Origin of the sequence: Streptomyces phyllanthi (genome assembly GCF_009377205.1) — a bacterium.
GTDB lineage: Bacteria > Actinomycetota > Actinomycetes > Streptomycetales > Streptomycetaceae > Streptomyces > Streptomyces phyllanthi.
Window position 1 is genome coordinate 1 of the sequence record NZ_VJZE01000119.1, and the last position, 21,860, is coordinate 21,860.

The following is a 21,860-nucleotide window of genomic DNA, read 5'->3' on the forward strand; positions in this document are numbered from 1 at the left end:
ATCTCCCGGATGTGGGTGGCGTAGTTGAGGCCCAGGCAGACGATCTTGTTGGGGTGGGGGACGAGCGGGGCGAGTGAGGCCCCGGCCAGCGGCAGGCGCTCGCCGTCCGCGGCGGCCGCCCGTTCCTGCCAGTCCTCGCCGGTGGCGAGCAGCGCGCCGACGTCGGAGTGGGGCAGCAGGACGAGCTCGTCGCCCTCCTGCCGGGCGGCAGCGGTCTGGCGGCCGTCGGCGACGCGAACGGTGCTGAGTCTCATCGGGGCACTCCCTGGGAGTCGTGCTGGATCTCGGGATCGAGGTCGAGGTCGGCGTCGTCCGTCCTGGGGCGGGCGGCGAAGGTCCTCAGCTGCGCTCCGACGTCCGCGGCTCGGTCGGAGGTGAAGACGGCGGCCACCAGGCGGTCGGGGCGTACGAGGACGAAGGAGCCGGTCAGTCCGGTGAAGAGGGCGTCGAGCCGGCCGTCGGCGTCGGCGATCCCCACGCGGTCTGCTCCGTCACGCGGCGCACGGTCGTCGAGGTGGACGTCCACGGCGGTGGCGTCGGGAAGGCCGGCCCGCGCGACGACCGTCCAGTCGTCGTCTTTCACGTCGATCCCGAGCAGGCTCCAGCCCTGTCCGAGCACGTCGTCGAGCCGGCTGAGGTGGTGGCTGGAGCCGCGCAGCACCCGCGGCTGGGGCAGCATCGTGCCGACCAGTGCACAGCCGGGGCCGTCCGCGTGGAGCACGGCCCCCGCGCGGACGCGGGCGTCGGGGCGGTAGCGCATCTCGGTCAGATAGCGGCGTCCCGGCGGGGTGAGCATGGCCGTGCGCACCAGCAGGTCGCGCAGGAGGGCACGGGGGCGGCTGGTGGTCATGACGACGCGGCCGAGGCGTACGGAGAGGTCGATCACGGCCCGGGCGTGCGGGCGGCGTTCGGTGTCGTACGTGTCGAGCAAGGCGTCGCCGGCCCGGCCCGCCAGGACGTCGGCGATCTTCCAGCACAGGTTGGCCGCGTCCCGCAGACCGGAGTTGAGGCCCTGGCCCGCGAACGGCGGCATCATGTGCGCGGCGTCGCCGAGCAGGAAGCAGCGGCCCTCGCGCAGCCGGTCGGCGAGCAGCGCGTGGAAGCTGTACGCGACCGCACGCTCGATCTGGGCGGGAGTGATCTCCCGGTAGGGCCGCAGGAGTTCACGCACGAGGGCGAGCGGCGGAGGCGAGCCCGCCGCACACTCTCCGGGCTTCAGCCGGAACTCGTAACGGCAGCGGCCGTCCCGGCCGGGGACGATGACCACGGGCCGGTCGGGGTCTCCGTGGTGCATACCGAATCGCTGGTCGTGCGTGTCCTCAAGGGTGTCGACCACCAGCCACACGTCCGGGAAGCTGCGTCCGCGCATGGGGACGGACAGCAGGTCGCGCACGGTACTGCGGCCGCCGTCGCAGCCGAGGAGGTACGCGGCCTCCAGTTCCTCCACCGGCCCGTCCTCCCCGCCCGTACGGAGCGAGGCGCGCACCCCGCCGGGCTCCTGGATGAGGTCTGTCAACCGGGTGCCGAAGCGGACGTCGACGCTCGGGAGCCGGTCCAACTGCTCCCGCAGCACTCGCTCCAGGTCGGGCTGGGCGAAGGGGTTCTTGAAGGGATGTCCGAGGCGCTGGTCGCCGGTGCCGCGGGCGTGCAGGAGGGGCCGTCCGCCGACGCCGAAGTACCGCGTCCCGGTACCCGGCACGATGATCGGGTAGATCGCCTCGTCGAGGCCGTCGGCCGACTGCAGGGTGCGCAGCGACTCGTCGTCCAGGCTGATCGCTTTGGCGTCGTTGCTGGTGGTGGAGTTGCGTTCCACCAGCACGACCCGTATCCCCCGGGAGCCCAGCAGATGGGCGGCCGTCAGTCCGGTCGGGCCGGCGCCGACCACCAGGACCGGCGGCGCCAGGGATGTCGTGGGCACGGCGGTCACTGGACCGGCTGGTAGGCGGGACCGCCCTCGGTCAGCAGCCGCTCGACCTCGGCGAAGATCTCGTCCGGGGACAGGTCCAGGTCGAGGGACTTGCGGAAGGGCTGGCGTACGTCGCGCTCCAGCCGCAGGTAGACCTCGTTGCGGTTGCCCTCGGGGTCGAAGAAGTAGATCCCGATGGCATTGCCGTGGGTCACTTCCTGCTGCACCTCGATGCCTTCGGCGCGGAACCGATGGTGGAAGTCGATGACCGTGTCCAGGGAGTCCACCCGCCATGACACCTGGTGGGTGAGCTTGGCGCCGGGAGGTGCGGTGCGGCCCCGCTGGAGGACGAACTCGTGGTGCTCCTCCTCCGGGCGTGCGGAGAAGAAGACGATGCCGCGCTCCTCGTCCTCGTCGGTGACGGTCAGGCCCAGGACCCGCTCGTAGAAATCGCGCATCGTCTCCAGGTCGTCGACCCAGAAGCCGGTGTGACCCAGTCCGGTGATCGCCATAAGAGTGTCTCCTTTAGCAGGACCTTCGTTTCGTTTTATGGGACACTAAGGCGGCGAGCGGGCCGAGGTCAACCGGGTGAGATCACAGCCGCACACCTCTTGACGCCACAGTCCCCTTCGGGGCAGCGTCCTGTATCACGCTATAGAAGTCCGAACATGCGGGACATCAAACTCTGGGAACGGACACCATGACGTTTTTGGACAGCAGTACCTGGGAAGGCCGCGTCTTCTCCGGATCGGGTGAATGGATCAGCGGCTCGGGCGAGGTCTACGACGCCGTCGAGCCCGCGACGGGCAAGCCGCTGGGGCGTGTCGGCTCCGCCACGCCCGCCGACGTGGACCGGGCGGTGGAGCGGGCGGTGCGGGCCCAGCGGGAGTGGGCGGCGCGGCCGTACTCCGACCGGGCCGCCGTACTGCGCCGTGCCGCGCGTCTTTTCGAGGAACACCAGCGGGAGATCGAGACCTGGCTGATGCGGGAGTCCGGCGCGATCCGGCCCTTCGCCGCCCTCCAGGTCACCAGCGGTGGTGCGGAGGAGTGCCACGAGGCCGCCGCCCTCGCCGGGGCACCCTATGGCGAGCTGCTGCGTTCCGGTCAGCAGCGACTGTCCTTCGCCCGCCGCGTCCCGGTCGGAGTCGTCGGTGTCATCGCGCCGTTCAACGTGCCGATCATCCTGGCGATGCGGGCGGTCGCCCCGGCACTCGCCCTCGGCAACGCGGTCGTCCTCAAGCCGGACCCCCGGACCGCGATCAGCGGCGGTGTCGTCTTCGCCCGGATCTTCGAGGAGGCTGGTCTGCCGCCCGGTCTGCTGCACGTCCTGCCCGGCGGCGCGGACGTCGGAGCGGCCGTCGTCGAGCACCCGCGGATCCCCGTCATCGCGTTCACCGGCTCCACCCGGGCCGGCCGCGCCATCGGTGTCGCCGCGGCCCAACACCTCAAGCGGGTCCACCTGGAACTGGGCGGCAACTCCGCGCTCGTCATCATGGACGACGTCGACCTGGACAAGGCCGCCTCGGTGGGTGCCTGGGGGTCCTTCGTCCACGCGGGCCAGATCTGCATGGCCAGCAGCCGCCACCTCGTCCACGCCTCGGTCGCCGACGACTACACAGTCCTGCTCGCCCAGCACGCCGACGCGCTCCCGGTCGGTGACCCGACCACCGAGCAGGTCGCCCTGGGACCGGTCATCGACGCCGGCCAGCGCGACACCGTCCACCGCATCGTCACCGAGTCCGTCGGGGCCGGGGCCCGGCTGGCCGCGGGCGGCACCTACGAGGAGCTCTTCTACCGTCCGACCGTCCTGAGCGACGTACCGCTCACCGCACCCGCCTACGCCCAGGAGATCTTCGGGCCCGTGGCACCCGTCGTCACCTTCCAGGATCTCGACGAGGCCGCCGACCTGGCCGCGGGGACCGAGTACGGGCTCTCCCTCGGCATCCTCACTCGGGACGTCATGAAGGGCCTGGCCCTCGCGGAGCGGATCCCCAGCGGTCTGGTCCACATCAACGACCAGACGGTCAACGACGAGACGCTCATCCCCTTCGGCGGGGTCGGCGACTCCGGCACCGGGGCCCGCCACGGCGGCGCGGCCGCCAACCTGGACGCCTTCACCGAACAGCAGTGGGTCACCGTACGCGGCGAACTCCCGCACTACCCCTTCTGACCGCCCCACCCCACAGAGCCGCACGGAGAGTTCCATGCCCCTGGACCCCATGACCGTCGTTCCCCGTCGGACCGCCCCGCCGCCCGTCGAGGCCGACTGGCCGACCGGTAACAAGTTCCTCAACGGCCCGTTCGCGCCCTGGACGGAGGAGAGCGAGGCGTACGACCTCCAGGTGGACGGCGAGATACCGGCCGACCTCGCGGGCGCGCTGTTCCGCGTCTCCTCCAACCCCCGCTTCCAGCCCCGCAACACCGACCGCTACCACTGGTGGGAGGGCGACGGCATGGTGTGCGGGATCTACCTGCGCGAGGGCAGGGCCGCCTACCGCACCCGCTGGGTCGAGACCGACTCGATGAGAGTCGAGGTCGAGGCCGGGGAAGCGGTCTACAGCGGCTTCGTCAACGGCGGCACCCCGGGCCGGCTGCCCGAGGGCGCCCCGCGCGCCAAGAACGTGGCCAACATCAACGCCGGCCTCTTCGATGACCACTTGATCGTCTACTTCGACGGCGGCCTGCCCCACGCGCTGGATCCCGAGACACTGCGCACCCTCGGCACCTACGACTTCCACGGCGGCATCGACGTCCTGTGCACCGGCCACTACAAGACAGACCCCGACACCGGCGACATGCTCTTCTTCGCCGCCACCGGACCGGTCGTCACCTGGTACCGCGCCGACGTGAAGACCGCCGAGATCATCGACTCGCATTCCTTCGACATCGGCGTGCCGGTCCTCATGCACGACTTCGCCGTCAGTGCCACGTACGCGGTCTTCTTCGTGACGCCCGCCCAGTTCCGCCTCGACCTGGTGGCGCGGAGCAGGCCCGGCGTGGTCTGGGACGAGGACTCCCTCGAACACGGCGTCCAGATCGTGCTGATGAACCGCCGCACCCACGAGGTCACCTGGCACGAACTCGGCGGCCACTGGGCCAACACCCACTTCTACAACGCCTACGAGCAGGACGGCGAGCTGGTCGTCGACGGTCACCGCATCGACCGGCTCGGCAGCCCCGTCGACCGCCTCTCCACGCCGCTGGGGTCCCATGAGTGGTTCCCGCCGGCCATGCCCTACCGGTGGCGCGTCGACCTGGCGACCGGACGAGCCACGGAGGAGATGATCAGCGGCGTCTTCGGGGAGTTCCCCAAGATCAACGACGCCTGCACGGGCCGACCGCACCGCTACGGCTACTTCGTCACCACGCGCGGCCTGGCCGACGACACGATGTCCGACGGCCTCGCCCGCCACGACTACATCCTCGACCGCACCACCGTCGTCGAGGGCCCGGACGGCCTGACCAGCCCCAGCGAGCCGGTCTTCGTGGCCCGTGAGAACGCCCGCGCCGAGGACGACGGCTACCTGCTGTCCCTGTGGTGGAACCGCACGACCGACCGCAGCGAACTGCTCATCCACGACGCGGCCGACCTGCGCCGGATCCCACTGGCCCGGGTCAAGCTCCCCAGCCGGGTGCCCTTCGGCTTCCACGGCAGCTGGGCCGACCACCACACCTTGGACCGGGCCATAGCCGCCCACCGCGGCGACGGCTGACGGCCGTGCGAGATCTGGCGGGCAGGACCGCCTTCGTCACCGGCGGGGACAGCGGCATCGGTCTCGGCGTGGCACACGTGCTGTGTCACGCCGGCATGAACGTGGTCATCTGCGGCGTCGTCACGGAGTCGCTGCAGAGCGCGCAACGCGAACTCGCGCGTATCGGCCAGGCCGAAGCGGTTCGGCTCGACGTGCGGGACCGGGAGGCGTTCGCCGCCGTCGCCGACCGTCTCGACGCGGAATACGGCGGTGTGGACGTGCTGGTCAACAACGCGGGCGTCGGATTCCTGGCACCAGTGGTCGAGGCGAGCTTCGACCAGTGGGACTGGGTGCTCGACATCAACCTCACGGGCGTCTTCAACGGCATCCGGACCTTCCTGCCGCGCATGCTGGCCGCCGGCCGTCCGGGGCACATCGTCTCGACCGCGTCGATCGGCGGCCTGCTCGGCACCCCGGGAGCGCTCTACGTGGCCGCGAAATTCGGTGTGGTGGGGCTGATGGAGGCGCTGGCGGCCGAACTCCGGGACACCCACGTCAACGTGTCCGTCCTGACACCGGGAATCGTCCGCACCAACATCCACCAGGGCCCGCCGCCCCCTGGCGGACCAGGGCCGCAGGCGCCGGGAGCCCTCGCCGAGGCCGACCTGCACCAAACGGCGATGCTTCCGCGGGAAGTCGGCGAGCGGGTCCTGCTGGCGATACAGGAGGAAAGCCTCTACGTCCTGACCCACGCCGAGCACCGGGACCTGCTCGCCCGGCGGTTCGACGCGATCCTCGCCTCGGTCCCCACCGGCCAGGAGAACCCGCGCCGTGCCGCGGTCGAGAGGTCGGTGCTCGCCAACCCGGTCTACGACGAGGTCCTGGCCGCCGCGGAGGCGCGACGGTGACGGCGCACGGCATGGAGGGATCGGTCGTGCTCGTGACCGGCGCCGGCTCGGGCATCGGGCGGGCGGCGGCGGGACTGTTCGCCGAGCGGGGTGCGGCCGTCGTCGCGGCGGACCGCTCCGAGTCAGGCGCGGGCACCGTCGCCGCCATCACGGCGGCGGGCGGCAGAGCCTTCTTCGTCCAGGCGGACGTGTCGGTCGAAAAGGAGGTCGAGAACATGGTCGCCGCGGCGGTCGACACCTACGGTGCTCTGGACGCAGCGTTCAACAACGCGGGCATCGCACCCCCCGTGGCGCCGATCGAGCGGCTCAGCAGCGAGAGCTGGGAGTTGTCGGAGGCGGTGAACCTGCGTGGCGTGTGGCTGTGCATGAAGCACGAACTGGCCGTCATGGCACGGCAGGGCCACGGCTCGATCGTGAACACGTCCTCGGTCGCCGGCCTGGTGGGCAATCCCGGTGGCGGAGCCGCGTACTCCGCGTTCAAGCACGGCGTCGTCGGGCTGACCAGATCCGCGGCCGCCGAGCACGGACGGCACGGCATCCGCGTCAACGCGATAGCCCCGGGCCTGACCCGCACCGGCATGCTGCGGCATCTGGAGCAACACGAGCACCTCGACGCCGAGGGCGCCGCCGCAGCCACTCCGCTCGGCCGTGTGGCGCAGCCGCGGGAGGTCGCCGAGGCCGCGTACTGGCTCGCATCTCCCCGCTCGAGTTTCGTCACCGGTCATGTCCTGGCCGTCGACGGCGGCGAGACCTGCGTCTGACGTGCTCGAACCTCGGGAAAGGAAACGTTCCATGCCTCGTGTGTCCGGCGGTGACCTCGTCGTCCGCCTCCTGCAACAGGCCGGTGTGGACCGGATGTTCGGCATCAACGGCGCGCACATCGACGCCGTCTACCAGGCCGCGCTCGACCACCGGCTGCCCATCGTGGACACGCGGCACGAGATGAACGCGGGCCACGCGGCCGAAGGATACGCCCGGGTGCGCAACGCCCTCGGCGTCGCGCTGCTCACCGCAGGCGGCGGGTTCACCAACGCCGTGACGTCAATGGCCAACGCTCACCTCGACCGCACTCCCGTGCTCTACCTCGCGGCGTCCGGTCCGCTCGCCGACGACCAGACCAACACCCTGCAGGCGGGCCTGGACCAGGTCGCGATCGCGACACCCGTCACCAAGTGGGCGCACCGGGTGACACGCGCGTCACTGATCCCCCGCGTCCTGGCCCGCGCGATCCGCACCGCGCTCGCCGCACCACGGGGGCCCGTGCTGGTCGACATCCCCTGGGACGTGCTGACCGAGCAGATCGACCTGCCCGACCTGGCCGCGGAACTCCTCCGCGGCGGCGACCACGGGCCGGGCCTCTCACACGCCGGGGCGGAGCAAATCCTGGATCTTCTGGCGCAGGCCCGGAGACCGGTGATCATCGCCGGTTCCGAGGTTCCGCGATCCGGCGCCGACGACGAGCTACGGACGCTCGCCGAGCGACTCGGCATACCGCTGATGGCGGACTACGAGGGCCTCGGCGCGATCACACCCAGCCCCCTCAACTTCGGTCTGCTGCAAGGGCTGCACGGCCTGCCGCCCGGCGGGGAGCCCGACCTGGTGATCATGGCGGGACTGCGGTTCGGCCTCACGACCGCGCACGGCTCGGGTGTGCTGATCCCGCGTGCGGCGCGTGTCGTGCAGATCGATCCCTCCGCCGGCGAACTGGGACTCCTTCAGCCGGTCTCCCTCTCGGTCGCCGCCGATCCACTGCCGGTCTTCCAGGATCTCAACCGGGCACTCACCCTCAGGCAGGCCGTCGGCCCCGATCCGACCGGTTGGCAGGCCGCCCTGCGGGCACACCTTCGTCGGCGGCGCGAAGCCGTGGCCTCTCAGGTCGTCCACGACGAGCGCGTACACCCCTACGAGGCTGTGTGCGCCATCGCCGCGGCCCTACCCGACAGGTCGGTGGTCGTCGCCGACGGCGCGCTCACCTATCTCTGGCTGTCGGAAGCGATCTCCGAGGCACCGGTGTCCGCGTTCCTCTGCCACGGCTACCTCGGTTCCATGGGAGTCGGCATGGGCGTCGCGCTCGGAGCACGGGCAGCCGTGGCTCCCGGCACGAACGTCGTCCTGGTGACCGGTGACGGGTCCGTCGGCTACAGCCTCGGCGAGTTCGACTCCATGGTGCGCGCCGGACTCGCAGTGGTCGTCGTCGTGCTCAACAACCGGGCGTGGGGCGCCACTCTGCACGCGCAGGAACTCATGCACGGCAAGGACCGGGTGGTCAACAACCGGCTGGAGAACGGCTCCTACGCCGCCGCCGCGCTCGCCCTCGGTGCGGACGGCTACCAGGTGCGCGCCCTCGACGAACTCGCGCCCGCCCTCGCCAAGGCCCTCCTGAGCGGGCGGCCGTCCTGCGTCGAGGTCCATGTGAGTCTCGACCCGATACCGCCGGAGGAGCGGGTGATCACGGGCGGCAGCCCGTTCTGAGTGCGCCTTCTCCCCCGCGCGTCCGACACACCACGGAGCCGCCCGACCGTTCCGGCTCACGACTCGTCAGGGAACTTCCATGTTGTTCGACTTCGGCCAACCGACCGACGGCCTCATCCAGATGGCGTTCGTCGTCGAGGATCTCGACGCGGCGACGGCCCGGTTCAGCGAGAGCTTCGGGGTGGGGCCGTGGACGGTCCTGCGGGACTTCGCGGGCGAGGACCCCCGCTACCGGGGCGAGCCCACCCAGGCACGGGCGCACGTGGCGCTCGGTTTCGGCGGGCACATGCAGTACGAACTCATCCAGCCCGCGGACGAACTCCCGTCGGTGCACCGCGACGTGATCGTCGAGCGGGGATACGGCTTCCACCACTTCGGCTGCGCCACGACGGCCTTCGACGCAGCGGTGGAGGAGATGCGCCGCAAGGGCTACGAGGCCGTGTTCACCGCGTCCGTCGGACCCGACTCCCGCGTCGCCTACTTCGACACGCGTGACGTCCTTCCCGGCATGACCGAACTCATCGAGGCGAGCCCCGGCCTCGACACAGCCTTCACCACGATGTACCGGGAATCCCTTCGCTCTACATGTCTCGAAAAACAGGATCTTAGTCCTCACTAAAGGGACTATCGAGAACCCAGAGGATGACGTGCGCGCGGGACCCAGGGGCCCCACCTGGCGGACCGCCGCTCACTCAGCCATGGGTGCCGCCGCCTAACTCTTTATTCAATGTCCCATAAATTAGGACTAGCGTTTCGACATGAGGGACCGTACGCTTCGGCGAAGTTACGGTCAACCACTCGCCGCATGACACCGGGGGCGTTCCCGGCGCGCGGCGGTGAGGAGTCACGGCGTGAAGAAACTGGATGCTGAGACCAGCCCCGAAGCACGGCAGAACCCAGGCACCTCGTCCGGGGCCCCTCTCCAGGTACGAGGACTCGCCAAGCGGTTCGGCGGTGTCACGGCTCTCGACGGCGTCGACCTCTCGGTGGCGTCCGGAGAAGCGGTCGCCGTCATCGGTCCCAACGGCGCCGGAAAGAGCACCCTGCTCAAGCTGATCTCCGGCGTGCACCGCCCGAGCGAGGGCGAGGTGTGGCTGGGTGAGCAGCGACTGGACCGCATGTCGGCACACCGCGTCACCCGCAGCGGTGTCGCACTGGCCCATCAGGTCCCGCAGCCCTTCCACGGGCTGACCGTCCGGGAGAACGTACGGGTCGGGGCCATGGCGAGCCGGCCCCATCCCCACCCCGGAGAGATCGACGAGATCCTCGCTCGGTGCCGCCTGGACACCAAGGCCTCCCGTCCCGCCGACTCCTTGCGCGTCCTGGACCTGAAGCGGCTGGAGGTGGCCCGGGCCCTGGCCACCCGTCCCCGGGTGCTCATGTTCGACGAGGTCGCGGCCGGGCTCGTCGGCCGCGAGCTGGACGAGGCGATCGACCTGATCCGGCAGGTCCACGGCCAGGGCATCACCGTGCTCCTGGTCGAGCACATCGAACGAGTGGTACGCGAACTCGTCGACCGCGTCCTGGTTCTCAACTGGGGCCGCCCCCTGGCCGAGGGCACACCCGCCGAGATCGCCGCGAACGAGGAGGTGCGGGCCGTCTACCTCGGCGACGGCGACAGGGCTCAGGCTTCTCCGGCGCGCACTGCGGCCACCGCGCCGGCATCGGACACGACTGCTCTGCTCGCTCTCGACTCGGTCAGCGCCGGTTACGGCGACATGGTCGCCCTGCGGGATTTCTCGATGCGTGTCGAGTCCGGTCAGATCGTGACCGTGCTGGGGGCCAACGGGGCCGGCAAGTCGACGCTCTGCGCCACGATCATGGGCGCGGTCGAGGCGAGATCGGGTTCCGTGCACGCCCTCGGCCAGGACATCACCGGCATGGCCATCCACCGACGCGCCCGCCTGGGCATCGCCCACTGCCAGGAAGGCCGCCGCATCTTCACCGGCCTCACCGTCGCCGAGAACCTGATGCTCGGCGCTCCGCTCGCCCTGGCCAAGGACGAGGTGCTCGGCCGGATGGAACGCGTCCACACGATCTTCCCGGTGCTCGCCGAACGTGCCACCCAGCAGGCCGGGACCATGTCCGGCGGTCAGCAGCAGATGCTGGCCGTGGGACGCGCCCTCATGGCCGACCCCCAGGTGCTGATCTGCGACGAGATCTCGCTCGGCCTCGCCCCCGTGGCCATCGACGCCCTGTACGGGGCGCTGGCCGAGATCAACTCCCAGGGCGTCGCGATCGTTCTGGTCGAGCAGAACGTCAAGCGGGCGCTGGGCATCGCCGACCACGCCGTCGTGCTGTCCCGCGGCCGCGTCTCGTACACCGGCGATCCGGCGGGCCTGCTCAGTGACGAGGCCCTGGACGCCGCCTACTTCGGCACCACCGAGGACAACATCGCGGAAGCCGGCTCCTCGTCCCTGCTCTCCTCATCCCTGCTCTCCTCCTCCGCTCCCCGACCGCTCAGCGCCTCCGAAGGAGACCCCTCGTGATCAGAACCACCCACCGCCGCACCTACGCACTCGTCGGGGCCGCACTGCTGGCCGCCACCGCCGGCTGCGCGGGCAACGCCTCCAGCAGCAGCGGTTCCAGCAGTGATGACGGTCCCATCGTCATCGGGACGAGCATCTCGCTGTCCGGCAACACCGTCCTCAACCAGATTCGCGACGGTTACCTCCTGGCGGTCCAGCAGGCGAACGCCGAAGGCGGTCTGGAGGTGGGCGGGAAGAAGCGGAAGGTCGAGTTGAAGGTGCTCGACAACCGCAGCGACACGAACACGATGGTCCAGCAGGTACGTTCCCTGGTGCTCACCGACAAGGCCGTGGGGCTGCTGGGGTCGTGCTGCCAGCAGAACATCGACATGCAGGGCCAGGCCGACGCGCTGAAGGTGCCGCTGGTAATGGGCGCCCTGCCCATCGAGCTGCTGCCCGAGGGCAAGGGCTACACCTGGGACTCCTTCCAGTCGCTCGCCGACGGGGCCAAGGGCTTCTACGAGGTCGCCGCCGGGGCGAAGACCAACAGGAAGACCCTGGTCGTCACCAACAACGACGCCCAGGGCACCTCCACCGGAAAGCTCTGGGCGGGCACCGGCGAGAAGGCCGGCTTCACCGTCACCGCCACCAAGTCCGTCCCCACCGGCACCACGGACTTCTCCGACGTCATCAAGGCCGGGAAGTCCTCCGGCGCACAGGTGCTGATCGCCTCGATGACCCCGCCGGACTGTTTCGCGATGTGGAAGCAGATGAAGGCACTCGCCTACAAGCCCAAGGTGGCCATCGGTCTGCAGTGCGCCCAGACGCCCGGCTGGGGCGACCTCGGCACGCTCGGAGACGGCACCCTCGTCCAGCTGAACTGGTCCGACACGGCCGGGCTGCCGGACACCGACCTCATCGTCGAGAAGTACGGCAAGAAGTACACCAACCTCACCGACCTGGGCTCGGTCGCCCTCGGGCTGCACGAGGCGACCATCCTCCTGGACGCCATCAAGGCCGCGGGAAGCACGGACACCGAAGCCATCAACAAGGCGCTGTCCAAGAGCACCACCGTCTCCGCACAGGGCTCCGTGAAGTTCGTCGACAACAAGAGCGTGACCCCCACCTTCATCGGCCAGTGGGAGGACGGCGCCATCAAGCAGGTCTGGCCGGCCAAGGGCGGCTCCCCGCTCGCCTCCCTGTCCGGGCTGGAATGAGGCCCGGCATGAGCGCGCTGCGACCCACCACGAGCGTGAGCGAACGGAGCGCATCGTGAGCATCGACGTCCTGGCCGCCGGCATCCTCGCCGGCGGCCTGTACGCCCTGATCGGCCTGGGCATCTCCCTGGTGTTCGGCGTGCTGGGCCTGATGAACCTGGCCCACGGCGAACTCGTCATCGGCGGCGCCTACCTGGCGTCCCTGCTGGTGGTGGACTCCGGCTGGGATCCGCTCCTGGCCCTGCCGCTCGCCATGGCGGGCGTCGCCCTGATCGCCTATCCGCTGCAGCGGTATCTGCTCACCCCCCTCCTGCGAGGGGACAAGAGCGCACCTCTGGTGGCCACCTTCGGACTGTCCCTGCTCGCCCAGGCACTGTTCCAGGGCGGGTTCGGCACCCATCCCAAGAGCCTGCCCGCCCCCTACGCGACCTCCGGCGTCTCCGTCCTCGGCCTGCGGATCCAGACGATCTATCTGATCGCCTTCGGGCTGACCGTCCTCCTGTGCGCCGCCACTCATCTCGTCCTGACCCGCACGCGCGCCGGCAGCGCGGTCAGGGCGGCCTCGGCGGACCCGGCCACCGCCGCCGTGCTCGGCATCAACGTGCCGACGGTGTACGCCATGACCTTCACCGGCGCCGCCGTCCTCGCCGCGGCCGGCGGCGTCCTGACCGGTGTCGCCCAGAGTTTCACGCCCACCAGCGGGATGCCGCTGCTGCTGACCGGCATGGCCGTGATGGCCCTGGCCGGCATCGGCAGCGTCGCCGGGGTCCTCCTCGCCGGTGTCGCTCTCGGCGTCCTCCAGTCGGTCAGCGTCCAGCTGTTCGGCGGCGGCATGCGCGACGTCGTCGTCTACCTCGCCTTCTTCCTCGTCCTCGCCGTACGCCCCCAGGGCCTGTTCCGAAAGGCCGCCGGATGAAAACCCCGACCGTCCCACGAGGGACGCCGAAGGCTCTGTGGCCCGCGGTCGCCCTCGCTACCGTCACGATCGCCGCCTTCACCCTCGCCCCGGCGCTCTCCCTCGGACAACTGGACCTGAGCGTCACCCTGCTGACGTATCTGACGATCGCCCAGGCCTGGAACGTCCTCGCCGGGTTCAGCGGTCAGATCTCCCTCGGCGCCGCCGCGTTCATGGCGACCGGCGGCTACACGACCGCGCTGATCCTGATCCACACCGGACTGCCCTGGCCGGCGGCCCTGGTCGGCGCGGGCATCGGCGCGGGCCTCCTCGCCCTGCTGCTCGCTGTACCGCTGCTGCGGCTGCGCGGCGACTACTTCGCCGTGGGCACACTGGCCGTCGCCGTCGCCCTCCAGGCCCTGCTCAGCAACTGGAACTGGGCCGGCGGCGCCAGCGGATTGACGCTCCCCACGGAGCGGATTCCCAGCGGCGGCAACCTGTATCAGATCGCGGTCCTGGTCGCCGCCCTGGCCATGGCCCTCACCCTCTACGTCCGGCACAGCGCCTTCGGCCTGCGGCTCGCCGCAGTCCGCGACAACGAACCGGCCGCCGCGGGACTCGGCGTATCGGTATACCGCCACCGTCTCGCCGCACTGGTGCCCACCAGCGCGCTCACCGGCCTGGCCGGAGCGGTCATCGCCTTCCAGTTCGTCGTCATCTCCCCCGACGGGGTGGCCAGCGTCAACTGGAGCCTGAACGCCGTCCTCATGGCCGTGGTCGGCGGCGCGGGCACCGTGCTCGGCCCTGTCGTCGGCGTCGGCGTCGTCTACTACGGACTGACCCGCGCGCTCCAGGACCAGCAGACCCTGTCCCTGGTCATCGAGGGCGCCCTGCTGATCGCCATCGTCCGCTTCGCCCCGCAGGGCGCCTGGCCCCTCATCTGCCGCGCCGTCCGGGTCCCGATCGCCCGCCGCCGGAAGCCGACGCCCGGTGCGGACACCGTCCCCGACGCCATCCCACGAACGCCGGAACATGTGTGACCGTGGTGTCATCGCCTTCGCCGCCGTGCCACGTCCGGCGACCGATGCGTCGGTGTGCGACGGTCACGACTCCGCCGCTCCCGGCAGCGGGCAAGATCCGGACGGCTCTCGAACGCTTTGGGTGGCGAGCGATGTCGCGGCTGCGGCACGCAGCACTGGGGCTATGGTCCATGCTGCAACGCCTGAGAGGCGATCAGCCGCCGCGTTCGAGAGCTTCGGCCGCCGAGCAGGAGCCGTCGTCCGTCAGCTCCGGCCGCCCGCAGGCCGTCCTGGACGATCTCCCCGCGCGGCCCGAGTCCGCCCGCTTCTCCTCGGTAGCGCTGCATGGCCATACAGCCCACCAGCAGAGCTCTCACGTCGTCGACCGCGAGGCCCCCGCGTACCGCACCGACTGCCTGGGCCCGGGCGAGCAGGTCGCCGAACGTGTTCCGGAACCGCTTCTCGGCCTCGGGGGCGAGCACCGCGGCGGCGTAGCCCGCCTCTGTCACCTCGCTGGTCGCCTCCGGCGCCGAGGGGCACACATCCGACGCAAGGAGTGAATGATCACCATGTCCGGAATCTCGTTCGACGGCCGGGTCGCCATCGTCACCGGAGCAGGCGGCCGACTGGGCCGCAGCCACGCCCTGGACCTGGCCCCGCGCGGCACCAAGGTCGTCGTCAACGACCTCGAGAGCGACATCACCCGGAAGGGGCGCCGGCCCCAGCATGGCCGACCAAGTGGTCAAGGAGATCGAGGAGCCAACGGCACCGCCGTGGCCTGCTACGACTCTGTCGCCACCCCCCGAGGGCGGCGCGGCGATCGTCCAGGCGGCGCTGGAAGGCACCCCGCACGGCATCAAGGCCAACACCATCCTGCCGACGGCCGCGAGCCGCATGGCCGAGGGCATGAGCGCCGACTCCATGTCCGACGCCCCCACCACGCCGGCGCACCACGCACCGGAGGTGGTCACCGCGATGGTCACCTATCTGGCGAGCGAGGCCAACCCCCACACCCAGGAGGCGTTCTCCGTCGCCCGCGGCCGCTACGCCCGCGTCTTCACAGGCGTGGCCAACGGCTGGTACGTCCCGCCGACCGAGCCGATCCCCACCGCCGACGACGTGCAACAGGCACATCGACCGCATCCGCGGCCGCGCCGGCTACCACGTGCCCGGCTCGCTGTGGGAGGAGATGGCCCTGATGCCGTAGCCCCTCCGCCCGCCCTCTCGGGCCCACCAACCCCTTCCGCACGACCATCTGAGGAGCACACATGCCCACCATCGCCGTCGTCGGAGCCGGCCCCGGCCTCGGTCTGTCCATCGCCAGGGTCTTCGGCGGCCACGGTTTCGACGTCGCCCTGGTCTCCCGCACCAGAGAGAACCTCGACGGTCTGGTCGCGGAGCTGACGAAGGACGGCATCACGGCGGAAGGCTTCCAGGCCGACGTCTCCGCCCCCGAGCAGCTCACCGGAGCGCTGGCCGCCGCGACGGGACGCTTCGGGCGGATCGACGTCCTGGAGTACTCCCCGCAGCCGAGCTCGATCATGGCCACTCCCGCGGAGGTGACCCTGGACACCCTCCGGCCCCAGATCGACGGCCTGCTGTACGGGGCGGTGACCGCCGTCCAGGCGGTGCTGCCGGACATGAGGAAATCGGGCTCCGGCACCCTGCTGTTCACCACCGGCGGCGGCGCGATCGATCCCCATCCGGCCCTGGCCGCCCTCAACATCGCCCATGCCGCCCTGCGCAACTGGGCGGTCAACCTGCACAACACCCTCGGCGCCGAAGGGATCTACGCGGCCAACGTGTCCATCAACGTCGCCATCGCCGAGCAGGCCCCCCAAGCGGGCATCCCCTACCGCGCGCCGGACGAGATCGCCCAGGACTACTGGACCCTCCACACCCGCCGCGAGACGGCCGACCACTTCGTCAGCGCCTGACAACGGCGTGGTGAAGGCGTGGCATTCCGACATACAGACATCGGCCAAGGAGCACATGTCATGACTACGACTGACAACACCGAAACAGTTCTGCGTTTCTTCGAGAATTTCAACGCCGGGAACGCCGAGGCGGCGTTCGCCTTGCTCGACGAGCAGGTGGTGTGGCGTGTGATGGGCAAACCGGACCGCTTCCCCCTCGCCGGCGACTACGACAAGGACGGAGTCGTGCGGCTGCTGGGCACGGTCGGACAGGTCATGCCGAACGGGGTGGAACTCACCATCACCTCTTCCACCGCGCAGGACGACCGAGTCGTGGTGGAGGCCGAGAGCCACGGCGTCTCCGCAGCCGGCAAGGTCTACGACAACCGGCTCATATACGCCTTCGAGCTACGGGACAGCAAGATCCTCCACATCCGGGAGTACTTCGACACCATCCACGCCAACGACGTGATGGTGGTGACGGACTAGCGCCGACGCCGTCGGGCCCCCACCTCGGCGACCGGAAGGGCAGGGCAAGTGGTAACGGCCCCGCACAGGCTCTCGGAGGAGCGTGTGCGGGGCCGTCGTCCGGCTGCGTGTCAGAGGCCGAGGCGTGTCCGGATCTCTTCCGCGGCTCCGGCGATGGCCTGGTCGAGGCCCGCCTCCACCTCCGGGGCGAGCGCGGGGACGCCGACCAGTGTCGCGGTGACGCCGTGCGGTCCGGGCTGGGCGGCCACGGTGCGCCGGTGGGTGAAGGTGTCGAAGCCGGTCCTGCCGCCGTACGCCCCGGAGCCGGAGCCACCCACCCCGCCGAAGGGGGCGTTGCTGAGGGCGGCGTGCAGGAGGCCGTCGTTGCGGGTGACGCCACCGGAGGTCGTGCGGTCCAGGAAGTTGCGGAAGTCGTCACCGTCCTCGCCGTACCAGTACGCGGCCAGCGGGGCCGGGCGGTCGGCGATGTAGGCGATGGGCTCGGCAAGATCGTCGTAGGGGTGGATCACCAGTGCCGGTCCGAAGATCTCCTCCCGGGATATGTCCGCATCCTCGGGGACGTCGAGGAGCAGCGTCGGCGGGATCAGGCACAGTTCGCGGGACGGCTCCTCGTCGACGACGGTGATCTTCCGGGCGCCGTGCGCCTCGGCGTCGCGGATGAGGCCCAGGACCCGGTCGAAGTTGCGGTCGTTGACAAGGGAGACGGCGGCCGCGTGGTCCGTGTAGGTGGGGAAGAGACGGACCAGCGCGGCACGGAGGCGGTCGACGAAGTCCTCCAGGTGCTGCCGGGGTACGAAGACGTAGTCCGGGCAGAGGCAGACCTGGCCGCCGTTGCTCATCCGGGTGCCGGCGATGCGTTCGGCGGCCAGGTCCAGGTCGGCGTCGCGGGCGACGACGGCGGGGTTCTTGCCTCCCAGCTCCAGGGTGACGGGGACGAGGTTCGCCGCGGCGGCCTGGCCCACGAGCCTGCCCACCTGGGAGGAGCCGGTGAACAGGATGTGGTCCAGGGGCAGGTCGGAGAACTCCTGGGCGGTCTTCAGGTCCCCGCACACGACGGTGACCTCGTCCTCGCCGAGGTACTTGGACACGGCCCGGGCGAAGACCGTGCCGGTGCGGACGTGGACGTCGGTGAACTTGATGATCACGCGGTTGCCGGCGGCCAGTGCGTCCAGCGCCGGGCGGACCGCCAGGCCCACCGGAAGGTTCCAGGCGGTGATGATCCCGACGACGCCGAGCGGCTGCTGCTGGACGAAGGCAGGGACGGGACCGGCGACGGGGACCGGCTTCATCCATTCCTCCAGTCCTTCTCGCAGGACCTGGGACTCCCCGAGCAGGCCGAGTACCTCGCCGGCCTTGGTCAGGGCCACCGGCCGCCGGCCGAAGTCCTCGGTCAGCGCGGCGGTGAGCTCTTCGGCGGCGTCGAGTACGGCGAGCACCAGCCGGTCGATCCGGTCGCGCCGGACCTCCGCGCTGGGCGGGCCCTCCCGGCGGAAGGCCGCCCGCTGCAGGTCGACGAGCCGGTCGAGTTCCTCACGGCTGACGTGGGCGGGGGCAGGGGTGGTAAGAACTGTGGACATGCGAACTGGCTCCTCGAAGGGGGTCGTTGACTTCTGGCCGACTGCCGGGACACCGGTGAGCCGTGGGGAGTCCTCCCACCGCCGGCCGGCGCCCGCGGGGTCGGGTGCGTAGGGGGCGCCAGCGGGCATGAACTCGCTGGTGGCCGTTGCCATCGGCGGGCCGCGGGGTGACGGCAGCACCTCGGCACTGTCGGCGAAGCACCGGCCGCTGACACGTACGGCGAAGGCGACCTCGGCGCCGGTGCCGGCCGGCGCCGAGGTGGTCTCGACGCCGATCCCGCACCCGTGAGGCGTCGTGATCCGTGTCATGACTGCCACGGTCCGCCACCGCCCACGGTTTACCCAGAGCCCCGCCGATCCTGGGGGTGACAGGACCAGGTTCGGCGCGGCCGACGGCCGTACCGTGGAAGGCATGGTGAACGACAACGCCCTCGGCGAGTACCTACGGGCCCGTCGTGAGCAGATCGGCCCCGAGGACGTCGGCCTTGCCTCGTCCGGACGGCGCCGGGTGCCCGGCCTGCGCCGGGAGGAACTGGCCCTGCTCGCCGGTATCAGCGCCGACTACTACCTGCGCCTGGAACAGGGCCGTGACCGCAACCCCTCCGCGCAGGTCCTCGACGCCCTCGCCCGCGCCCTGCACCTCGACGCGGACGCCAACGCCCACCTGCACCGCCTCGCCCGCCCGGCGCGTTCCCGACGGCGCCCGGCGCCCCGCCGCCCGGAACGCGCCCCCGACGGCATCCGGCAGCTCGTCGACAGCTGGCCGCACACTCCCGCCTACGTCCTCGGCCGCATGATGGACGTGCTCGCCGCCAACCCGCTCGCCCAGGCCCTCACTCCGATCCTCACCCCCGGCACCAACCTGGTCCGCTCCACCTTTCTCGCGCCCGCCTCCGCCGCCACGTACGGGGGCTGGGACGTCAACGCCGAGGGCATGGTCGCCGCCCTGCGCGCCCTCGTCGGCCCCGACGTCGACGACCCCACCCTCAACGAACTCGTCGGCGAGCTGTCCGTACGCAGCGAGCACTTCCGCAAGCTGTGGTCCCGGCACGAAGTCCGGCCCAAACGCAGCGGGATCTTCACCTTCGAACACCCGCAGGTCGGCCCCCTCGAACTGTGTCAAGAGAAACTGCTGATCACCGACACCGACCGGCAGACCCTCGTCGTTTACCACGCCGCCCCCGGCACCCCCACCGCCGAGCGCCTCACCCTGCTGGCCTCCCTCGCCTCCACACCGGAGTCCGCTCCCACCGAACGCGCCGCCCCGGACGTCCGGCGTCCATGAGCTGAGCCCGTGCGTCTCCTGCCGTCAGCGGGGGGGGACGCCCGTGGCGGCGTGGACGGCGAGGCCCTCGGAAGCGCGCCAGGAAGCTGCAAGCTGTGGCGGAGGAGGACAGGCCCCCTCCGCCACGGCTCTTTTCGAACCAGTCGAGTACGGATTGCCGGTATGCGTTCCTGTACGCCGTGAGCAGATCCACGATCGTGCGGCTGTCCGCGCCGCCGACGAATCCGGCCCGCGCGGTCAGGCAACCGGGAGGCTTCCCCGACCAGGCCCGTCAGAGGACCAACGAAGCGCGTAGACGGCCGGGCTCCTCCGCTCCGAGGTGGCTGGGAGGCGGCTCGCTCGTCGATGCTGTCAGCCGTCGCCGCCGCGTTCGTCCTCGCTGTGGGCGATCCGCCAGAGGAGGACGGCCACGGTGGCACGTTGGCGTCCGCCGGGCTTGGTGACCGCGTAGCCGAGCTGGGACGACAGCCAGGACAGGCGCTCCTGGAGGGTCGAGTGGTGGATGTGCAGGCCGGTCGCGGCCTGCCGCAGGCTGGCCTGGTCGAGCACGGCCTGGAGGGTGTCGATCACCCAGGGGCGGGTGAGGAGCACCTTGTCCAAGCCGTGCACGTCGTCGGTTGCGGCCGCCTCCTGCGGTGTGATCCGTTCGGCGAGGACGGCGAGGGCGCCGAGGTCGTCGTACGCCACCAGGGACCGGCCGGGGCCGTCCACGCGGTCGGTCAGCCGCAACGCGACCCGGGCCCGCTCCAGGGCGGCCGGGAGGTGCGCCGGCACCTGGGCGACGGCTGTCCCGGCCCGCAGATCCTGGTGCAGGTCCGGTGCTCCGGGGACCAGGGCTACGGCGTGGGCGCCGATCCGGGTGGCGCGCGGCCCGGCCGGGTCGGGGAAGGTGGTGACGACGACGGTCACGGGGCCGGTGAGTCGCAGTACGCCGAGGGCGTCGAGCCGGTCGGCATCGGAGACATCGGGGTCGCAGGCGATCCGCACCGCCGCGGCGGTGTTGTGGTGGGCGAAGTCGCCCGTGAGCGTCCGGACGGCGCGGGCTGAGCGTTCGAGGATGAGGGCGTCCAGCGGCCTCGCCTCACCGGTCCGTTCCAGCCAGACCCACGAACCGGGACTCCCCGGCACCGCGGCCCGGGCCCAGGAACGGCTCTCGGCCTCGGGCAGTGAGTGTCCCCGGGAGTCGTAGCGGCGGGTGATCCCCCGACCGGCGTCGTGCAGGCCCGCGGGGCACCCCGCCAGCGCTGCCGTCGCCCGGACCACGGCGGCGACCGAGGCCCGTTCCTCGGTCAGGCCGTCGAAGTGGTCGATGACGCGCAGCGCGTCGGCCGCCGCGTCGTCGGTGACTTCCAGCCTGCCGATGAGTTCATGCATACGGACCTCCCGGGCCACTATCGCTGCGTGGCATGGCTGGGAGCCAGTCCGTCCGCATCATTCTTCGAGCGCCCGCCGGATGAATTCCTCGCGGGTGGCGGCGGAGGCCCGCGACAGGGCGGCGTGGGCCGCCATTCCGTCGAACGCGTGGAAGCCGCCGCCCCACATGTGGAGGTCGACGCTCACCCCCGCCTCGGACAGACGGCGGGCGTAGATCAGGACCTCGTCGCGAAAGACCTCGGCCGAGCCGGTGTCAAGGTAGGTGCGGGGCAGTCCGCTGAGGTCCTCGGCCCGGGCCGGAGCGGCGTAGGGCGACACGTCGGGGCCGCCGCGGCGATCTCCCAGCAGGGCGGTCCAGCCGTACAGGTTGCTGTTGCGGTCCCAGATGCCCTCGCCGTCCAGCATGCGGCTGCTGTGCGTCTCGAAGCGGTCGTCGAGCATGGGGCACACCAGTACCTGGTGGCTCAGCCTGGGGAAGGCCCGGTCACGGGCGAGGAGCGCGGTGCCGGCCGCGAGACCGCCTCCGGCGCTGCCCCCGGCGATGAGGAGCCGCTCGGGGTTGATGCCCAGCTCGGCCGCGTGTTTCGCCGTCCACACGAGCCCGGCGTAGCAGTCCTCGACAGGGGCGGGGTCGGGGTGTTC

At 70.9% G+C, this 21,860-nt stretch carries 20 protein-coding genes and 1 pseudogene; 14 read left to right on the top strand and 7 right to left on the bottom strand.

What is annotated here, in order from left to right:
• From FNH04_RS18650 to FNH04_RS18660, 3 genes and pseudogenes are all read right to left on the bottom strand, one after another.
• Positions 1–254 (bottom strand): annotated as a pseudogene (locus FNH04_RS18650) (fumarylacetoacetate hydrolase family protein); the annotation flags it as partial.
• Positions 251–1,927, bottom strand: a complete 1,677-nt coding sequence (locus FNH04_RS18655) for a bifunctional 3-(3-hydroxy-phenyl)propionate/3-hydroxycinnamic acid hydroxylase (RefSeq protein ID WP_386574880.1) — start codon at positions 1,925–1,927, stop codon at positions 251–253. The pseudogene FNH04_RS18650 and the gene FNH04_RS18655, both read right to left, overlap by 4 nt.
• Positions 1,924–2,418, bottom strand: coding sequence for a VOC family protein (locus FNH04_RS18660; protein ID WP_152785666.1), 495 nt, complete (start codon positions 2,416–2,418; stop codon positions 1,924–1,926). Before FNH04_RS18660 ends, FNH04_RS18655 begins: the two co-directional genes overlap by 4 nt.
• A gap of 188 nt (positions 2,419–2,606) precedes the next feature.
• Between FNH04_RS18660 and FNH04_RS18665 the strand changes: the two genes are divergently transcribed.
• The 10 genes from FNH04_RS18665 to FNH04_RS18710 all read left to right on the top strand — a co-directional run bounded on the left by FNH04_RS18665 (position 2,607) and on the right by FNH04_RS18710 (position 14,598).
• Positions 2,607–4,076, top strand: coding sequence for an aldehyde dehydrogenase family protein (locus FNH04_RS18665; protein WP_152785668.1), 1,470 nt, complete (start codon positions 2,607–2,609; stop codon positions 4,074–4,076).
• Positions 4,077–4,110: 34 nt separating this feature from the next.
• Positions 4,111–5,619: a carotenoid oxygenase family protein gene (locus tag FNH04_RS18670; RefSeq protein WP_152785670.1), complete on the top strand. Its 1,509-nt coding sequence runs from the start codon at positions 4,111–4,113 to the stop codon at positions 5,617–5,619.
• 5 nt (positions 5,620–5,624) lie between these two features.
• Positions 5,625–6,506, top strand: a complete 882-nt coding sequence (locus tag FNH04_RS18675) for an SDR family oxidoreductase (protein ID WP_194236727.1) — start codon at positions 5,625–5,627, stop codon at positions 6,504–6,506.
• An 11-nt stretch (positions 6,507–6,517) separates the two neighbouring features.
• Complete coding sequence (locus FNH04_RS18680) at positions 6,518–7,267, top strand: SDR family NAD(P)-dependent oxidoreductase (RefSeq protein ID WP_152785702.1); 750 nt, start codon at positions 6,518–6,520, stop codon at positions 7,265–7,267.
• Between the two features lie 31 nt (positions 7,268–7,298).
• Entirely contained in the window at positions 7,299–8,978 is a 1,680-nt protein-coding gene (locus FNH04_RS18685) for a thiamine pyrophosphate-binding protein (RefSeq protein ID WP_152785674.1), read from the top strand.
• A 79-nt stretch (positions 8,979–9,057) separates the two neighbouring features.
• Entirely contained in the window at positions 9,058–9,597 is a 540-nt protein-coding gene (locus FNH04_RS18690) for a VOC family protein (protein ID WP_152785676.1), read from the top strand.
• A gap of 232 nt (positions 9,598–9,829) precedes the next feature.
• Positions 9,830–11,467 (top strand): ATP-binding cassette domain-containing protein, encoded by a 1,638-nt coding sequence (locus FNH04_RS18695; RefSeq protein WP_152785678.1) that lies wholly within the window; start codon positions 9,830–9,832, stop codon positions 11,465–11,467.
• Positions 11,464–12,663, top strand: coding sequence for an ABC transporter substrate-binding protein (locus FNH04_RS18700; RefSeq protein WP_152785680.1), 1,200 nt, complete (start codon positions 11,464–11,466; stop codon positions 12,661–12,663). The genes FNH04_RS18695 and FNH04_RS18700 overlap by 4 nt, the downstream gene beginning before the upstream one ends.
• Positions 12,664–12,718: 55 nt before the next feature.
• Positions 12,719–13,579: a branched-chain amino acid ABC transporter permease gene (locus tag FNH04_RS18705; protein WP_152785682.1), complete on the top strand. Its 861-nt coding sequence runs from the start codon at positions 12,719–12,721 to the stop codon at positions 13,577–13,579.
• The gene (locus FNH04_RS18710) at positions 13,576–14,598 is read left to right on the top strand and encodes a branched-chain amino acid ABC transporter permease (protein ID WP_152785684.1); all 1,023 of its coding nucleotides are present in this window, start codon (positions 13,576–13,578) and stop codon (positions 14,596–14,598) included. The genes FNH04_RS18705 and FNH04_RS18710 overlap by 4 nt, the downstream gene beginning before the upstream one ends.
• A gap of 161 nt (positions 14,599–14,759) precedes the next feature.
• Here the strand turns inward: FNH04_RS18710 and FNH04_RS18715 are convergent, their stop codons facing one another.
• A complete protein-coding gene (locus tag FNH04_RS18715) occupies positions 14,760–15,086 on the bottom strand; it encodes an SbtR family transcriptional regulator (RefSeq protein ID WP_152785686.1) in 327 nt (108 codons plus the stop codon).
• Between the two features lie 759 nt (positions 15,087–15,845).
• Between FNH04_RS18715 and FNH04_RS18725 the strand changes: the two genes are divergently transcribed.
• Both FNH04_RS18725 and FNH04_RS18730 read left to right on the top strand, forming a co-directional pair.
• Positions 15,846–16,514, top strand: coding sequence for an SDR family NAD(P)-dependent oxidoreductase (locus tag FNH04_RS18725; protein WP_152785688.1), 669 nt, complete (start codon positions 15,846–15,848; stop codon positions 16,512–16,514).
• A 60-nt stretch (positions 16,515–16,574) separates the two neighbouring features.
• Positions 16,575–16,982 carry a nuclear transport factor 2 family protein gene (locus FNH04_RS18730; RefSeq protein WP_152785690.1) on the top strand — a complete coding sequence of 136 codons (408 nt, stop codon included), beginning with the start codon at positions 16,575–16,577 and terminating at the stop codon, positions 16,980–16,982.
• Between the two features lie 110 nt (positions 16,983–17,092).
• Here FNH04_RS18730 and FNH04_RS18735 read toward each other — a convergent pair whose 3' ends face one another.
• The gene (locus tag FNH04_RS18735; protein ID WP_194236728.1) at positions 17,093–18,559 is read right to left on the bottom strand and encodes an aldehyde dehydrogenase family protein; all 1,467 of its coding nucleotides are present in this window, start codon (positions 18,557–18,559) and stop codon (positions 17,093–17,095) included.
• A 127-nt stretch (positions 18,560–18,686) separates the two neighbouring features.
• Between FNH04_RS18735 and FNH04_RS46590 the strand changes: the two genes are divergently transcribed.
• On the top strand, positions 18,687–18,848 hold the full coding sequence (locus FNH04_RS46590) for a hypothetical protein (protein ID WP_194236729.1): 162 nt from the start codon (positions 18,687–18,689) through the stop codon (positions 18,846–18,848).
• A gap of 123 nt (positions 18,849–18,971) precedes the next feature.
• Positions 18,972–19,844 (top strand): helix-turn-helix domain-containing protein, encoded by an 873-nt coding sequence (locus FNH04_RS18740; RefSeq protein WP_152785694.1) that lies wholly within the window; start codon positions 18,972–18,974, stop codon positions 19,842–19,844.
• 351 nt (positions 19,845–20,195) lie between these two features.
• Here FNH04_RS18740 and FNH04_RS18745 read toward each other — a convergent pair whose 3' ends face one another.
• Positions 20,196–21,218, bottom strand: a complete 1,023-nt coding sequence (locus FNH04_RS18745) for a helix-turn-helix domain-containing protein (RefSeq protein ID WP_152785696.1) — start codon at positions 21,216–21,218, stop codon at positions 20,196–20,198.
• 57 nt (positions 21,219–21,275) lie between these two features.
• The coding region (locus FNH04_RS18750) for an alpha/beta hydrolase fold domain-containing protein (protein WP_152785698.1) at positions 21,276–21,860 on the bottom strand (585 nt) is incomplete at its 5' end.

Coding starts and splice junctions, on each gene's coding strand:
- FNH04_RS18660 (WP_152785666.1), bottom strand. CDS start 2,418: ATGGCGATCACCGGACTGGGTCACACCGGCTTCTGGGTCGACGACCTG.
- FNH04_RS18665 (WP_152785668.1), top strand. CDS start 2,607: ATGACGTTTTTGGACAGCAGTACCTGGGAAGGCCGCGTCTTCTCCGGA.
- FNH04_RS18670 (WP_152785670.1), top strand. CDS start 4,111: ATGCCCCTGGACCCCATGACCGTCGTTCCCCGTCGGACCGCCCCGCCG.
- FNH04_RS18680 (WP_152785702.1), top strand. CDS start 6,518: ATGGAGGGATCGGTCGTGCTCGTGACCGGCGCCGGCTCGGGCATCGGG.
- FNH04_RS18685 (WP_152785674.1), top strand. CDS start 7,299: ATGCCTCGTGTGTCCGGCGGTGACCTCGTCGTCCGCCTCCTGCAACAG.
- FNH04_RS18690 (WP_152785676.1), top strand. CDS start 9,058: ATGTTGTTCGACTTCGGCCAACCGACCGACGGCCTCATCCAGATGGCG.
- FNH04_RS18710 (WP_152785684.1), top strand. CDS start 13,576: ATGAAAACCCCGACCGTCCCACGAGGGACGCCGAAGGCTCTGTGGCCC.
- FNH04_RS18725 (WP_152785688.1), top strand. CDS start 15,846: ATGCCCACCATCGCCGTCGTCGGAGCCGGCCCCGGCCTCGGTCTGTCC.
- FNH04_RS18730 (WP_152785690.1), top strand. CDS start 16,575: ATGACTACGACTGACAACACCGAAACAGTTCTGCGTTTCTTCGAGAAT.
- FNH04_RS18735 (WP_194236728.1), bottom strand. CDS start 18,559: ATGTCCACAGTTCTTACCACCCCTGCCCCCGCCCACGTCAGCCGTGAG.
- FNH04_RS46590 (WP_194236729.1), top strand. CDS start 18,687: ATGAACTCGCTGGTGGCCGTTGCCATCGGCGGGCCGCGGGGTGACGGC.
- FNH04_RS18740 (WP_152785694.1), top strand. CDS start 18,972: ATGGTGAACGACAACGCCCTCGGCGAGTACCTACGGGCCCGTCGTGAG.
- FNH04_RS18745 (WP_152785696.1), bottom strand. CDS start 21,218: ATGCATGAACTCATCGGCAGGCTGGAAGTCACCGACGACGCGGCGGCC.